Annotated in this window: 13 protein-coding genes and 1 tRNA gene; 6 read left to right on the forward strand and 8 right to left on the reverse strand. The window is 63.4% G+C overall.

Annotated features, from left to right (window positions below):
* Positions 1 to 278: 278 nt before the first annotated feature.
* From F6V25_RS14725 to F6V25_RS14740, 4 genes are all read left to right on the forward strand, one after another.
* A complete protein-coding gene (locus F6V25_RS14725) occupies positions 279 to 1121 on the forward strand; it encodes a substrate-binding domain-containing protein (RefSeq protein ID WP_151129376.1) in 843 nt (280 codons plus the stop codon).
* Positions 1114 to 2760 (forward strand): hybrid sensor histidine kinase/response regulator, encoded by a 1647-nt coding sequence (locus F6V25_RS14730; protein ID WP_151129377.1) that lies wholly within the window; start codon positions 1114 to 1116, stop codon positions 2758 to 2760. Before F6V25_RS14725 ends, F6V25_RS14730 begins: the two co-directional genes overlap by 8 nt.
* A gap of 379 nt (positions 2761 to 3139) precedes the next feature.
* Positions 3140 to 3418: a hypothetical protein gene (locus F6V25_RS14735; RefSeq protein WP_151129378.1), complete on the forward strand. Its 279-nt coding sequence runs from the start codon at positions 3140 to 3142 to the stop codon at positions 3416 to 3418.
* Positions 3419 to 3639: 221 nt separating this feature from the next.
* Positions 3640 to 4392, forward strand: a complete 753-nt coding sequence (locus F6V25_RS14740; protein ID WP_151129379.1) for an SDR family NAD(P)-dependent oxidoreductase — start codon at positions 3640 to 3642, stop codon at positions 4390 to 4392.
* A 90-nt stretch (positions 4393 to 4482) separates the two neighbouring features.
* On the opposite strand, the gene F6V25_RS14745 is transcribed toward F6V25_RS14740, so the two are convergent.
* The 4 genes from F6V25_RS14745 to F6V25_RS14760 form a co-directional block, all read right to left on the reverse strand.
* Positions 4483 to 4914, reverse strand: coding sequence for an FKBP-type peptidyl-prolyl cis-trans isomerase (locus F6V25_RS14745; RefSeq protein WP_151129380.1), 432 nt, complete (start codon positions 4912 to 4914; stop codon positions 4483 to 4485).
* A gap of 83 nt (positions 4915 to 4997) precedes the next feature.
* Positions 4998 to 6866 carry a sensor histidine kinase gene (locus F6V25_RS14750; RefSeq protein ID WP_151129381.1) on the reverse strand — a complete coding sequence of 623 codons (1869 nt, stop codon included), beginning with the start codon at positions 6864 to 6866 and terminating at the stop codon, positions 4998 to 5000.
* Positions 6867 to 7088: 222 nt separating this feature from the next.
* A complete protein-coding gene (locus F6V25_RS14755; RefSeq protein WP_151129382.1) occupies positions 7089 to 8597 on the reverse strand; it encodes a carboxypeptidase-like regulatory domain-containing protein in 1509 nt (502 codons plus the stop codon).
* A 255-nt stretch (positions 8598 to 8852) separates the two neighbouring features.
* Positions 8853 to 8927 (reverse strand) — tRNA-Glu (locus tag F6V25_RS14760).
* Positions 8928 to 9439: 512 nt separating this feature from the next.
* Between F6V25_RS14760 and F6V25_RS14765 the strand changes: the two genes are divergently transcribed.
* On the forward strand, positions 9440 to 9631 hold the full coding sequence (locus F6V25_RS14765) for a putative signal transducing protein (protein ID WP_149308554.1): 192 nt from the start codon (positions 9440 to 9442) through the stop codon (positions 9629 to 9631).
* Between the two features lie 145 nt (positions 9632 to 9776).
* A complete protein-coding gene (locus F6V25_RS14770; protein WP_151129383.1) occupies positions 9777 to 10283 on the forward strand; it encodes a hypothetical protein in 507 nt (168 codons plus the stop codon).
* A gap of 46 nt (positions 10284 to 10329) precedes the next feature.
* On the opposite strand, the gene F6V25_RS14775 is transcribed toward F6V25_RS14770, so the two are convergent.
* From F6V25_RS14775 to F6V25_RS14790, 4 genes are all read right to left on the reverse strand, one after another.
* Entirely contained in the window at positions 10330 to 11004 is a 675-nt protein-coding gene (locus F6V25_RS14775; protein WP_218043556.1) for a Rossmann-fold NAD(P)-binding domain-containing protein, read from the reverse strand.
* Positions 11005 to 11184: 180 nt separating this feature from the next.
* Positions 11185 to 12045, reverse strand: a complete 861-nt coding sequence (locus F6V25_RS14780) for an SDR family oxidoreductase (protein WP_151129384.1) — start codon at positions 12043 to 12045, stop codon at positions 11185 to 11187.
* Positions 12046 to 12182: 137 nt separating this feature from the next.
* Positions 12183 to 12473 carry an ArsR/SmtB family transcription factor gene (locus F6V25_RS14785; protein ID WP_151129385.1) on the reverse strand — a complete coding sequence of 97 codons (291 nt, stop codon included), beginning with the start codon at positions 12471 to 12473 and terminating at the stop codon, positions 12183 to 12185.
* 86 nt (positions 12474 to 12559) lie between these two features.
* The gene (locus F6V25_RS14790) at positions 12560 to 13966 is read right to left on the reverse strand and encodes a ParA family protein (RefSeq protein ID WP_151129386.1); all 1407 of its coding nucleotides are present in this window, start codon (positions 13964 to 13966) and stop codon (positions 12560 to 12562) included.
* Positions 13967 to 14283: the final 317 nt, after the last annotated feature.

The following is a 14283-nucleotide window of genomic DNA, read 5'->3' on the forward strand; positions in this document are numbered from 1 at the left end:
GAACAAACGTCCCCCCTGCCGGCCAAGGCACTATCATATCGTTATTATTGAATATTTATCACATTGCCATTCAAGGCCACCTGTATGCAGTGTACCATGTGCCCGCGGTTTGTCAAAGGTCGGCCGGCAGGGACCGGGCAGCTATCACCCCATTGCAGGCGATACCGTGTCGTGATATACTTAATTAAAATTTTCCACTGCCGTTATCTACGCTCAAGGAACCGCGCGGGGATCGGCGCAGCAGCCGTCCGTAACCTGCGAGCCGAGGAGTTCGGCCTATGCAGTGGATCAAAACACTCATTTCGTGTCTCTGTTTTCTCGTGGCCTCCGGTGCCGGGGCACACACCTGCCCGGCCGGCGAGACCATACGCGTCAACGGATCCGGCAGTTGCCTCGACATGATGAAGCCGCTCGTCCAGGCGTACGGGAAGATCGACCACGATGTCCGCATCGAGATGGCCCCCCCGCTGGGGAGTTCCGGCGCCATCAAGGCGCTCCTGGCCGGTTCCCTGGATCTGGCGGTGAGCGCCAGGCCGCTCAAGCCGGAGGAAGCGGCGAAAGGGGCGCGGGCAACGCCCTACGGCAGGACCCCCCTGGCCATCGTCGCGGAGAAGGAGTGCCCCGTTACCACCATCACCACCAGGGAGTTGGAACAGATCTATGCCGGCAAGACCTACAGGTGGCGCAACGGCGAAGCCATCCGGCTGGTGCTCCGCCCCCGCGAGGATATCGACACCCGGATCATGCGCACCCTTTCCCCCGGCATGGAGAGCGCCATGAGCGCGGCCCTGGCACGGCCGGGGATGCTCGTCGCGGTCACCGACGCGGATGCGTACCAGACCGTCGTAAAAACCCCCGGAGCCCTTGGGGTGACCGGGCTGACCAGCGTCCTGGTGAACCGGCTCCCCCTCGTCGCCCTCTCCCTGAACGGGGTCAAACCGTCACCCCGGACGGTAGCCAGCGGCACCTACCCCCTTGCCAAGGAGATCAACTTCGTCACCCGCCCCGACCCGCCGCCCGCCGTGCGGAGATTTCTGAATTTCGTCCATTCCCCCCAGGGGCGGGCCATTGCCAAGAAGGCCGGCGTTCTGGTCACGGCCCGACCAGCGGCGTATGAATAGGATCGACCTCTCCATACGGCACATCTCCCTTGTGACGGCCGCGGCCGTCTCGCTCCTCATCGCGCTGCTGGTGCCGGTCGCCTATTTCGCCATTTCATACCAGTACCTGCGCGGCACCATCGATGCCCAGAACGAGCTGAACGCCAACGCCGTGACGGACATCGTGAAAAAGAACCCGACCATGTGGCGCTTCGAGGAACTCCGGCTCTCGGAGATGCTCGACCGCCGCCTGGACCATGGCATGGACGAAGAGCGGGTCATCACCGACACCAGGGGCGAGGTCATCGCCCGGAACGCCATAACCGTACCGCCGCCGCGCCTCTCCGGCGTCCATGACATCTACGATGCCGGAACGGTCGTGGCCCGCCTCACCACCTCCCGCTCCCTGGTCCCCCTCTGGTGCGCCACCCTCTTCCTCGCCGCCGCTTCCACGGTCTTTGCCCTGGTGGTGTTCTACCTGCTGCGCACCTATCCCCTGCAAACCCTGCACAAAGCCAGCCTGGCCCTGGCCGAGAGCGAAGAGCGGCACCGGCTCCTGTTCGAGCAGAGCCGGGACGCCCTGGTGGTGACCATGCCCGATGGGGCCGTCATCTCCGCGAACCCGGCGGCGTGCGACCTTTTCGGCATGACCCGGGAGGAATTCCTGGCCGTCGGCAGGGACGCCATCATGGACCCCGGGGACGGGCCCAACAGGGAGGCCCTCGCGGTCAAGGCCCATACCGGGCAGTTCAACGGCGAGCTGAACTTCACCAGAAGGGACGGGAGCCGCTTCCCCGGCGACGTTTCCCTGAGCCGTTTCAGCGACTCGGCGGGTGTCGTCAGGACCATCATGAGAATCCGGGACATCACCGAGCGCAAACAGGCGGAGGAATTTCTGCGGCAGGCAAAGAAGGCGGCCGAGGCCGCCAGCCTGGCAAAGGGACAGTTCCTCGCCAACATGAGCCACGAGATCCGCACCCCCATGAACGGCATCATCGGCGTCACCGGCATGCTGCTGGACACGAAGCTCGACCCGGAACAGCGGGAGTATGCCGAGGTGGTCAGGGAATCGGGCCTCTGCCTCCTCACCATGGTCAACGACGTGCTCGATCTCTCCAAGATCGAGGCCCGCAAGATCGAACTGAAAACCGAGGAGTTCGACCTCCGGGCGACCGTGGCCGGGACCATGGACCTCCTTGCCGTGGAAGCGCGCACCAAGGGGCTGAAACTCGCCGCTGAGATCGACCCGGATGTCCCGTTGCCGCTGAAGGGGGACCCGGGCCGTCTGCGCCAGATCATCACCAACCTGGTGGGCAACGCCGTCAAGTTCACGCACCACGGCTCCGTCTCCCTGCACATCTCCAAGGATACGGAAGACCGGCGCAGCGTCACCCTCCGCTTCCTGGTGCGCGACAGCGGCATCGGCATACCGGCCGACAAGCTGAACCTGATCTTCGAGCCCTTCACCCAGGTGGACAGCTCCACCACCCGCAGATACGGCGGCACCGGCCTGGGGCTGGCCCTCTCCCGGCAGTTTGCGGAGATGATGGGCGGAACCATGGGTGTCGAGAGCGTCGAGGGGCAGGGTTCGACCTTCTGGTTCACCGCCGTGCTCGAAAAGCGCGCCCCACAGGGGGAACCGCCCCTCGCACCCCCCTGAGGGGCGGGGTTTTCATAACTCCCAGGGGGCCCCTACGTCCTGGGATCATATGACCAAGAGGACGTATGGGACCTGTGTCATCCTCTCCCCGAGCGGCCGCCGCCAGACCTGCTCGTCACCTCCCGAAAAGCTCGTCCCTGTTGACCATCCGCTCCTCCTTCCGGTACGCCTCGAATTCTCTGCACCCGATATCGCAATATGTTGCCATTTCAGCAATATTCGCAACATACGACAAACAGCGTAACAACATATTGCTATCACGACTCGTCTTAAAACAGTAAACTATTGATATAACTGGTAATAATTATTGGCACGATTGTGGCAACCTTGACCATGAAAGGGTAAACACAACAACCCATCAAGGACAAGGAGAACGAATATGAATAGGATCATCATGCTGTTCGTCGCGGCGGCCCTGGCACTCCCCATGGCGGCAGCGGCAGCGGACGACACCAGGAGCGGCGAGGGCAAGGACCTCGCCCTGTTGAACACCAAAGGGTGCGATGACGCCATCAAGAACGACAACGTCTACGAGCGGATTGCCATGCTGCAAAAGGAGTTGGGGAAAAAGCCGGTACCCTACACGAAGGACGAAGTGCAACAGCTCGAGGCCAAGGTGGATGCCTGCAGGACCGTATTGAACACCCTGGGCTACTAGTCGTGTCCCGTGCGGTTAGTTCATACTCGTAATTCCGGGCAGTCTGCCGCCGCCATGACGGAAAATCGGATCGGGGCCCACCCATGGTGTGCTTTGATCCGATTTTCTGCATTTCGGCAGGGTTGTAGTATACTATGACATACCCCAAAGGACTTGGAAGCCCCCCTGTGGCCACACGTCCCAGGGGACGTGCAACCTCTACCAGCAGAAAGGAACCGACCATGAGCATCGCACTGATAACCGGCGCCAGCCGCGGCCTGGGCAAGAGCATCTCCCTGCACCTGGCCGCCAAGGGGCATGACGTCATCATCACCTACAACAGCAAGAAAACGGAGGCCGCAGAGGTCGTCGCCCGGATAGAGGGAACCGGCCGCAAGGCCGTGGCCCTGCCCCTGGATGTGGCGGACCACAAGAGCTTTCCCGGCTTTGGGGAACGGGTCGGGGCGGCCCTGGCGGAAACGTGGGGGCGCCCCGACTTCGACGTCCTGGTCAATAACGCCGGCATCGGCATCAACGCCCCCTTTGCCGAGACGACCGAGGAGCAGTTCGACCTGCTGATGAACATCCATTTCAAGGGGGCCTTCTTCCTGACCCAGCGGCTCCTGCCGCTCATCAAGGACGGCGGCCGGATCGTGAACGTCTCGTCGGGGCTGGCCCGGTTCGCGCTCCCCGGCTTTGCCGCCTACGCCGCCATGAAGGGTGCCGTCGAGGTGCTGACCCGCTACCAGGCCCAGGAGTTGGGGCCGCGCGGGATCGCCGTGAACACGGTCGCCCCTGGCGCCATCGAAACCGATTTCGGCGGCGGCATGGTGCGGGACAACGCCGACGCCAACCGGATGATCGCCTCCCAAACCGCCCTGGGGCGGGTCGGCCAGCCGGACGACATCGGCGGCGCGGTGGCGGCGCTCGTGTCCGACGATTGCCGCTGGATCAACGGCCAGCGGGTGGAGGTCTCGGGGGGGATTTATCTCTGAGGAGAGGAAAAAAGAAGCCGGTTATAAGTCCCATGGGTCCCATAAGTCCTAGGACCTATAGGACCAATGGGACCTGTAGGAAGAAACAACCTACCTGATGTTGAGCAGTTCCACCTCGAAGATCAGGGTGGCGTTGGGGGGGACGGCGCTGCCGGCCCCGCGGGAGCCGTAGGCCAGTTCGGGGGGGCACACCAGCTTGGCCTTGCCGCCCACCTTCATCTTCTGCACCCCTTCGGTCCAGCAGGGAATGACCCCGTTGAGGGGGAAGCTGATGGACTGGTTGCGTTTGTAGGAACTATCGAACTCCTTGCCGTTGGTCAGGGTGCCGCGGTAGTTGACCTCGACGGTGCTGGAGGCCTGGGGCGACGCGCCCTTGCCATCCCTGAGGGAGCGGTAGACCATGCCCGAGGCGGTCTTCACGGCGCCCTTCTCCCGGGCGGCCCTGTCGATAGCATCGTTGGCCCCGGCAAAGGCCGGAACCGCAAGCATGGTGGCAATCGCTGCACTGATCAGTCGTTTCATCTCTGCTCCTTACGTTGGTGTGATGGGGGATGCACTGGCCGCATCCTACCATCCCCCACGCCCTTCCGTCAACGCCGGGCGGCTCAGGCAGGGGCCCCGCCAGGGACCTCGATCGTGAACTCCGCGCCGCTGCCGGTGTTGCGCACGGTCAGTTCCCCCCCCATATTCTTCTCGATGATCGACCGGGACATGAACAGGCCGACCCCGGTCCCCTGGTGCGGCTCCTTGGTGGTGAAGTAGGGGTCGAAGATCCGTGCCATGATCTCCTCGGGCACGCCCCCCCCGTTGTCGGCGATGGTGACCACCGTGGCGCCGTTTGCGTTGCGGATGGTGATCGTGACCCTGGGGTTGGCGATCTCCCGTTCCATCATGACGTCCCGGGCGTTGGTCAGGATATTGAGGAACACCTGGGCGAACTCGTTCCAATAGCCGTAGATGACGGCGTCGTCCTCTGCGACGATGTCGATGTCGATGTGGGGGTAGAGCAGGCTCCCCTCCAGGAGCGACAAGGTGGTGTCGATCGCCTCGCGCACGTTGAACGGGGCCTTTTCCTTCTCCGGCCTGAAGTAGTCCCTGAAATCGTCGATGGTCCGGGACATGTGCAGGATCAGTTCCATGGAACTTTTGACGTTATGGCTCAACAGTTCCCGCGAGAATTCTCCCAGGTCGTAGGACAGTTGCAACTGCTGGATCGTGAGCCCGAGTGTGTTGAGCGGCTGGCGCCACTGGTGGGCGATATTGCCGATCATCTCCCCCATGGCCGCCTGGCGGCTCTGCTGGATGAGCATCCGCTCCTTCTCCAGGAGTTCCTCCGTGGCCCGCAGGCGCTCCGCGGTTTCCTGGTGCAGGAGTTCCATGGTTTGGGACAGGAGGTGCTCCGCCTCGTCCCGCTCCCGCGCCCGGCGCTGGAGCAGTTCCGAGGCCTGCACCAGGGCCGCGGCCACGTCCCCGGTCTCCTTGACGGAAAGGCCTTCGATGGCGGGCACGAGCTCGCCGCGGCCGATGGCCAGGGCGGGGTCCACCAGGGCCTGGATATTTTGGGCGATTCTCCGGGCCATGCCCAGGCCGAAAATGATGCCCATGAGCGAGATAAGGGTCGCGCCGCCCACCGCCCAGGCGGTCCAGCGGTAGAGTTCCGTCATGACGGCCGCTTTGGGCACCGCTATCACCACGGTCCAGTTGGACATGGCCGACCGGCAGAAGGTGGCGAATGCCGGCTTCCCCTCCAGATTGACGATCTCCGCGGTGCCCTCCATGGCCCGTGCCATGGCCCGGTTCAGGGCCGGGGTCACGCGGGTCCCGACGCCCCGCTCCGGGTTCTGCGTCCTGGTGGCCACCACCAGCTTGCTGTCCAGGATCGAGCCGTACCACTCCGGGGGCAGCTTCAGGGTCGTCAGGATCGACGCCAGGCGGTCCGAGGGAAAGGTCATGGCCAGGTCGTAGACGACCCTGCCGTCCCGGAACACCGGGACGTCGATCCCGATGAGCGGCCGCCTGGTGACGGCGCCGTAGAACAGGTCGCTCACCAGCGGCTTCCCGGATTGAAAGATACGGGCCACGGTTTCGGAGTTCTGGCGCCTGGGCAAGGGGGTGCCGTAGGGGCGGTAGGAATTGACCAACTGCTGCCCGGTGGCATCGGCCACGATGATGTCGGCGCCGGGATAGGCGGCCACCAACTCCCGGGTCTGGCGATGGATGGCCGCAAAATCGCCGGCGCTAAAGGCGGGGGACGTGGCCAGCCCCCTGAGGGCGGCCTCGACGCTGGCCAATTCGCGGTCGACACCCATGGTCATGGCCCGCGCGGTTTCCAGCATGGTGCCGTTCAGGTGGTCGCGCTTTGCCGAGTAGGCGTAAAACACCAGCAAACCGGCGGCCAGCCAGACCGGCACGACGCAGGTGGCCACCAGGCGCGTCAACTGGTAACGGATTGTGGAGTGGGATCGGGTAAACATCAAGCGCGTCCTTATGGTTGGCCGGCCCCTGCCGGAGGGATTATTCGGGCTCCCCCCGCGGAGAGGGCGAACAACGCCCCACGGCCCAGGGTATTCTTTTAAATTTACCTAATAGTTGGCCACTGTCAAGGGATTATGGCACCGGCAATCACACAGATCGACCTGGAGCGTTGCATTGTCATAGAGAAGAGCAAAAAGGGACCGGCCTCATGTCTTCCGGGGCTATTGGTGAGCCGTCATCGGCATGTAATCGGTGTGGCAGACGTAGCAATTCCAGATCCAGTAATTGTCCCCCTGGAGCTGTTGCGGGATCGTGTTGTCCGCCGGATTGGTGGAGCTGTATTCCGCATGGGTGCTGTTATGGCACGCTTCGCAGTAGATCACGCCGTTCATCTTCCCGTCAGGCGCATTGACGAGGAGCGAGTTGCGGTACAGGACGCCGGGATTTTCCTGGTGTTTGGCACTGTGGCAATCACTGCACCGGGGTTCCTGAAGCCAGGGGCTGCGACCGGCGAGGAGTGCCTTCGCCATGCCGTTCATATCGCCGTGGCAATCCTTGCACTCCTGGCCGGCGTGGAACATCTGGCCCCGCAGGCAATTGGTCCGGGGGCCGGGGTGACAGTTGTAGCAGTCGGGACTCCTGGGGTCGGCGCTCACATTGACCTTGTCCTTGTGGAAGCCGTGCATGGCCAGGGAGAGGTTCTTTACCCCCGCCTTGCCTGCCAGGCCCAGGGCATTGTCGGCGTGGCATTCGGCGCAGAGGTGGAGGGTGCCGCTCGCCCGGTCGGCTACCAGAGTCGTACCGCTGTTCTTGTCGTGGGCCTGAAGGATGTTGAGGAAGGTATCCGTCGCACCGTGGCAGTTACTGCAATTCAGCTCGGTTGAAACGGGCGCCACGACGCTGGTGGTGGCGAGGACGGCTCCGGTGGCGGTGTCGGTGGCCGTGATCGTGGCAGTGCCATAGGGGTCCCAGGTTCCGTCGTCGTCGTAGGGGGTGATGGGTATCCCGGTGGCCACGAAGCCGACGCCTTTGGCGTCAGGGGCCATCGTCCCCGCCAGGGGGGTGCCGGTAATGCCCACATTGGTGGCGACGTTCCAGCCATATCTGGTGCGATATTGGTACTTACTGGAATAGTTCCAGAAATTGGTATGGAGCGCGGAATTGGTCTTCTTGGGAAAGGCGTAGCTCACCGTGATGCCGTCCGTCACCACGCCGCCGCCCCGTTGAAAGACCTGGGCGTGCAGGGTGTTGAACGGCGGCAGGATCAGGAAAGAGGAGTAGTCGTCCTGAGCGCAGTGCATCCCCAGGTCGTTCCAGGCCAAAATGACGTAGTTCATGCCGGCGGCCGGGATCTGCGCCGACGGCGTGATGGTGGCGTAGTCCACGTACGCCGCGTGGGCCGGAGTGAGGGGCCAGTCAAGGGTGGTGATTGCGCCGGCGGTCACCGCGCAGACCCGCGAAGCGCTCTCGTAACCGGCCGCCGCAACGGTGAAGGTATAGTTCCCCCCCGGTCGGGTCAGGGTGAAAACGCCGCTGGCGTTGGTGACGGCGGATGCGTTGCCGTCGCCAACGGTGACGCCCGCAAGGGGGGCCCCGGTGACGCTGTCCTTTACCGTTCCCGTGACGGTACCGGTTGCCGCCGTCCCGCCCCCGTCGCTGCAGGCCGCCAGCACGACCATACAGAGAACGAGTACTATCTTCCCTGCTGCCATTGCAATGCATTTTCCCATGATTCGACCTCTCCAGGCGTAATGAAGGTTTACGAGACGTTACAAGTCTAGCACCCGCCCAGGTGGTGTCAAACGCGACGGGACAAACCGCGGATGGCGGGGTAGCGCCTTGCCGGGGAGGCGGACTGTTCCGCCGCAACCTGCCTTCCGGGAGCGGGCCTCCGAAACTACACCGGAGGCGAAAAACAAAAAAGGCTTACGGAAAAATCCGTAAGCCTTTGAAGTATCGACAAGAAGACGACTGTGTGGTGAAAATGGTAATCCCAAGGGGATTTGAACCCCTGTTACCGGCGTGAGAGGCCAGCGTCCTAACCACTAGACGATGGGATTGTCCGGGTACTGGCGGCAAGCGTGTTCATTGCCGTTGCAATTCTTTGTACAGCAGCTTCCCCACAAAGTCAATGAAAAGCGCCGCCGCGGGATGCATCAAGGCCAGAAAACGCCTCGGGGAATTTCGGGCGGCGGCAGTGAACCGGGGGAAAGCGTGTGCCGCAGGGGCAGCGAGACGCCGAAGGCAAAAGGCGGCACCACACAATTTCGGCCAGAATGCCGACCTGTCAAAAAAAGAATTGCGATTGCAAATAGTGCCGTTATGGGGTACAAGTAGACAGGTATTTTATTAATGAATTCCATGCGTAACACCGCAACACGGAAGGGGGTTGCCTTCCGGATCAGATCAGGCTATGGTGCCCATCTGCCCGGGCCGCAGAAGGATCGGAGGTTCAAAGAAGATGGCGCGGGGCCGCTGGTGGGGCGCTGTGCCGATTCAGGGACGAAAAGAGGTGCGGACACGAGGCGTGCAGGTAACGTTCATGAGGGATCATGGGAAACGGGGGTAGTATATGGCACGCTTTTTCGACTCCATGGGCAACGCAGAGGCAAACCGGATGGTGGACCTTTTGAAAGAGAGGGGCATTGCATATCCCCAGGGGATTCCGCCGGAAGGGTCGCACCAGAGGGAAATCATGGTAGCCGCGGAGGATCTGGAAGCCGCGGAACGGATCTTGTGCAGCCCCACCCGCGGGGAGGCGTAGCGGGACCGGTGATGTTCGCGCAGTAACGTAACAGGAGGGCACCCGGAGATGATCCGGGTGCCCTTTTTCGTGTGATAGTGCATGTTCAGGAAACCGGTAGCCTCGCAAGGCCGCCGGACAACCGAAGCGGCCTCCCGGTGACCCTATGAAAAAGATACGCATATGCGTCAACGACCTGATGCAGACGGATTACGTCTATTACCTGACGGAGCCGGCGGGGGAGAACTTCCACCCCGACTTCCGGCCCGAATTGACCCCGCGGGAGATGCTGGAACTGGGGGTCTTCGGGGGAAAATACCTGACCGACTGCCGGGGCGAGTTCCCCGAGGAGTGGTTCGCCAACGCCCGGCTCTGCCACGAGCGCCATGTGCCCGAGTTGAACTTCTTCGGCGTCAACGCCTCGAAGCCGCTCTCCTATTGGCGGGAAAAGGGGTGGATTCACAGCGACGACCCGCGGGGGTGGTTCCAGTGGTACTGCCGCTATTACCTGGGGAGGCGGTGCACCGACGACCCGCGGCAGATCAAGCGGTGGCGGGCGATGGCGCGGCATATCGCCCAGTTGCGCAAGAACTGCCCCGAGGGGCACCTGGCCTGCCGGAGAAAGCAGCGCCAGGCGCTGCTCCACTGGGCCTACGACAGCAGGAAGATGTGAACCCCGACGGCCGGTTCCGCCCGGAGCCCCGGAGCGAAGGGCGCGCTCAGGCCGACAGCTCCTCCAGGTCACGGGATTCCAGGATCTGCTTGTCCGCCCCGTAGCGCGCGACCCGGAGCATGGCGCGCCCGATCCGTTCGGTGGTGGTGATGCGGCCGGGGAAGGCCCGGCGCAACAGCGGCAGCACCGGCCACAACAGGCGGTAGAGGAGGCGGTAGGACTTCGTCTTGGATTGGATGCCGTGCAACGGCTGGATCACGCCGGGGCGGAAGATGTAGACCCTGCGGAAGGGGAGGCGCTGGAGGGCGTTTTCGAGCCTCCCCCGCACCCGCGCCCACATGACCCGCCCCTGTTCCGAACCGTCGGCCCCGGCGCCGGAGACATAGACGAAGGTCATGTGCGGGTTGAGCCGCACCAGGGCTTGGGCGGCGGCCATGGTCAGGTCGTAGGTGACGCGGGTATACTCCTCCTCCCCCTTGCCGGCCGACGGCGTGCCCAGGCAGAAGAAGCAGGCGTCGAAGCCGGTCAGGTCCCCCTCGATCGCCCCGTAGTGCCACAGGTCCGGGTGGATCAGGTCCCGCAGCTTCGCGTTCGCCAGACCGGTTGGCGTTCTCCCCACGGTCTGCACGAAGGCCACCCCGCTATCCAGGAGGCATTCCCGCAGCACCCCCTGCCCCACCATGCCGGTGGCGCCGAACATCAGCACCCTCATACCGCCCATCCCATTTCTCCCATCGTTATGATAACTCTTCACAACACAAGAACATCTGCCCCAGAGACACAGAGAACGTCAAAAACAAAGAAACAACCATGTAAAAAACAGCCTGTGACTTTGATGTTCTCCGTGTCTCTGTGTCTCTGTGGCAGGTTCTCGGTTTTGGCACAACTATCGTTCAAAGATTCAGCAGTCCTCCAGGCCCTTCCCGCACGGCACTGCCCCGTCCCCGAAGCGGCGCCGCATGAGGGCCATGTACGACCGCTCGCCGGTCTCCCGCCGGGCCGTGACCAGGGTCTCGATATCCTCGGTGGCCACGTAGCGCAACCGGTCCGTGCCGTCGGTCGCGGCATCGAAGATGACCTGGGCCACGTGATCCTCAGTGGCCAGCCGCGCGGCGCGCAAGCCGGCGAAGGCCTCCTGGGTCCGGGCGACAAAGGGGGCATAGTCGGGCAGCGCGGCGTTGCAGGCGGCCTCGGCGCCGCTGCGCCGGCCGAAGTTGGTGCTGAGGACTCCCCCCGGCTCGACGATCTTCACCACGATGCGCTGGGAGGCCAGCTCATAGGAGAGCGCCTCGCTGAACCCCTCCAGGGCGAACTTGCTGGCGCAGTACAGGGAGAGCATGGGCAGGGTGAACACCCCGGCCCCCGAGCTGACGTTGAGGATCAGCCCCCCCTTGTTGGCGCGAAAGTGGGGGAGGATGGCGCGGGTGACCGCCATCACCCCGAAGACGTTCACGTCGAACTGCTCGGCGATCTTTTCCGGGGGGGTCGCCTCGAACAGGCCGAAGAGGCCGAAGCCGGCGTTGTTGACCAGGGCGTCGATGCGGCCGAAGCGGGCGATCCCGGCCTCGATGGCAGACGCGATGGTCGCGGGGTCCCGCACGTCCAGCCGCGTGACCAGCACGTTGGGGAGCGCGGCCAGGTCCCGTTCCTCCTCCGGGCGGCGCATGGTGGCGATCACGTTCCACCCCTCCCAGGCGAACAGGCGGGCGGTGGCCCTGCCGAAACCGGACGAGCATCCGGTGATCAAGATGGTGTTCTGCATGTCTGGCCTCCTCGCCTGCGCTGTGGTGACGTCTCCCACAATTATTCCATACTTATACAATTTCACATCTATCGAATTTATCAACGAAATAAAAAGCCCGTTGCCAGGCTCCCGACCCTCGTGCAAACGCGCGGCCCCTACTCCGGCAGGAGCCTCTTCACCTCTGCCCAGGTCTCCGGCAGGGGGCGGGCCACCAGGAACTTTCCCTGGCGCTCGGTGGTGATGAGCCCCGCATTGGCCAACTCCTTCAGGTGATGGGAGACCGTGGGCGCGCCGATCTTCAGCGTCGCGATCAACTCCGCCACGCCGCATTCGCACGCCTCGGTCTTGAAACTCCCCTGCTCACCCTTGACGATGCTGAGATAGATCTCCAGCCGGTTGGGATGGGAAAGGGCCTTGAATATCTTTGCCGCCTGTTTGATGTCCATGCCTGCCCCATAAACTTCGATAACTGTCGAAATGTTAGCCTGGATGATCGCCCTGGTCAAGGATTATTTTTCCTGCCCGACGACGTTCAGAACTGCCCGGCCAGCCCGTGGATGAGGCTCTGCACATGGTGTACGGCGCGGTAGCGCTCTTCCTCCAGGACCGCTTCGGGGTGTTCGGGATCGACCGGATGCACCGCCAGCCAGGGACCATTGACCGCCCCCGCCCCCTGGACCGGCAGGGCCTCGTTCAGGAGCAGGACCAGGCGATCGTTGTTCCCCTCCCCGTCGTCCTCCCCACCCTTATCCATGTCCACCTCCTTGTGGAACACCAGCTCCCCCCCGGCGTCGAACTGGCGGAAATCCACCCGGTGGGAGCCGTTGACCATGGCCGGGCTGATCACCGTGACCAGCTTGCGCGCCTTGTCGCTCGCCACCACGCGGGCGATGCCGTACCCCTGGGAATCCCTGGTCATGCCGTACAGGGCGGCGCAGAGCAGGTCCACGAAACAGGAGGTGTGGAGGAAGCCGCGCCGGGCCCGGTCCGAGGTCTCGTAATAGAAGCCGCACCCCTCGGCATGCTCGGCCAGGAGCGCGCCGCAGATCAGGCAGTGATCCGCCAGCCCCTCCCGGCGCGCCGGGGAGTCCGCCATCTTGGGCGGCTCCCGTTCCTCCGCCCGGGGCAGGTACAGGAACGAGGCGCGGGGCGCGGGAACGGCGTCCAGCACCCGGAGCAGGTCCAGGGCGATCTCCCGGAACTGGCCGTACACCTCCGTGCCCCGGGCGTGGGTCAGGATCGGGTAGATCTTGCCGTCCGGGTTGGTGGTGAGGCTCTCCACCTTGGGGCTCTTGGAGATGAAGGTATCCAGGCAGCGGTAGCCCCGCTCGGCGGCGAAGCTCCGCAGCAGGCTCTTCTGATCCCGGAACTCCCCGTTGTACTTGATGCGCTCGTCCACCAGGCAGGGGATCAGGGCCAGGGCGTTCCGCTCCATGCCCCGCTGCTTGGCCAGGGCGATGATGTTCTTGCAGTTCTCCATGCTGGCCATATCCTTGACCGGCACCAGCACCTGATCGGCGGCGAAGAGGGCGTTTCTGGTCAGGGCGTTCAGGTCGGGGCGCGTATCGATGATCACGACGCCGGGCAGCCCGGATTCGCCCAGGAGGCCGGCCAGGGTCCGGGGGTCCCGGAAGCGTTCCAGCAGGTGGGTGAGCCGTTCGGCGGTGGAGGAGGGGATATAGCCGACCCCGTACTGGCCGGTGTGCGCCAGGGTGCCTGCCGGCTGCCCCTCCAGCATCTCGCGGACCGTGCCGTGCAGCTTCTGCCCCTCCAGCGCGAACATGCGGTCGATGGTGAAGTGATTGTCGAAGGAGAAGATGGTGACCGGCAGGCTCTCCCGCAGGGCGCGCAGGTACACGGCCAGGTTGCAGGCCAGGGTGGTCTTGCCGACCCCTCCCTTTTCCGAGGAGATGGTTATGACGTAGGGGTATGGCTGCATGGGGCGCGTCCAAACTCCTTGCCGCTGACGACATACGGTTTTTCGATGCCTGCTGTTTCTTATCCGCAGTATACCGCAGCGGGTAAATCGAATGCTATGCCCGTTTTCAATCCCAGGGCAAATTCCACATTATTTTCACAAAATAAACCCGCTCATGGCCCTGCAACCGATACCCGTTTACCGGCATTCGGTGATCCGCATCACAAACATGACAAATAAACTCCTTTACATCTTTTAACGCAATTCGCTATAGTGTCCGGATTGCAGGTACGGCAGCAATCCGGCACACGACAGAAAGGAAAGAATCGGAACAATGG

This window comes from Oryzomonas japonica (genome assembly GCF_008802365.1).
GTDB classification, from domain to species: domain Bacteria; phylum Desulfobacterota; class Desulfuromonadia; order Geobacterales; family Pseudopelobacteraceae; genus Oryzomonas; species Oryzomonas japonica.

Excerpts from the sequence above, each read along its gene's own strand:
- F6V25_RS14740 (WP_151129379.1), top strand. The coding sequence starts at position 3,640 with ATGAGCATCGCACTGATAACCGGCGCCAGCCGCGGCCTGGGCAAGAGC.
- F6V25_RS14765 (WP_149308554.1), top strand. The coding sequence starts at position 9,440 with ATGGCACGCTTTTTCGACTCCATGGGCAACGCAGAGGCAAACCGGATG.
- F6V25_RS14780 (WP_151129384.1), bottom strand. The coding sequence starts at position 12,045 with ATGCAGAACACCATCTTGATCACCGGATGCTCGTCCGGTTTCGGCAGG.
- F6V25_RS14770 (WP_151129383.1), top strand. The coding sequence starts at position 9,777 with ATGAAAAAGATACGCATATGCGTCAACGACCTGATGCAGACGGATTAC.
- F6V25_RS14790 (WP_151129386.1), bottom strand. The coding sequence starts at position 13,966 with ATGCAGCCATACCCCTACGTCATAACCATCTCCTCGGAAAAGGGAGGG.
- F6V25_RS14785 (WP_151129385.1), bottom strand. The coding sequence starts at position 12,473 with ATGGACATCAAACAGGCGGCAAAGATATTCAAGGCCCTTTCCCATCCC.
- F6V25_RS14755 (WP_151129382.1), bottom strand. The coding sequence starts at position 8,597 with ATGGGAAAATGCATTGCAATGGCAGCAGGGAAGATAGTACTCGTTCTC.
- F6V25_RS14745 (WP_151129380.1), bottom strand. The coding sequence starts at position 4,914 with ATGAAACGACTGATCAGTGCAGCGATTGCCACCATGCTTGCGGTTCCG.
- F6V25_RS14750 (WP_151129381.1), bottom strand. The coding sequence starts at position 6,866 with ATGTTTACCCGATCCCACTCCACAATCCGTTACCAGTTGACGCGCCTG.
- F6V25_RS14725 (WP_151129376.1), top strand. The coding sequence starts at position 279 with ATGCAGTGGATCAAAACACTCATTTCGTGTCTCTGTTTTCTCGTGGCC.
- F6V25_RS14775 (WP_218043556.1), bottom strand. The coding sequence starts at position 11,004 with ATGGGCGGTATGAGGGTGCTGATGTTCGGCGCCACCGGCATGGTGGGG.
- F6V25_RS14730 (WP_151129377.1), top strand. The coding sequence starts at position 1,114 with ATGAATAGGATCGACCTCTCCATACGGCACATCTCCCTTGTGACGGCC.
- F6V25_RS14735 (WP_151129378.1), top strand. The coding sequence starts at position 3,140 with ATGAATAGGATCATCATGCTGTTCGTCGCGGCGGCCCTGGCACTCCCC.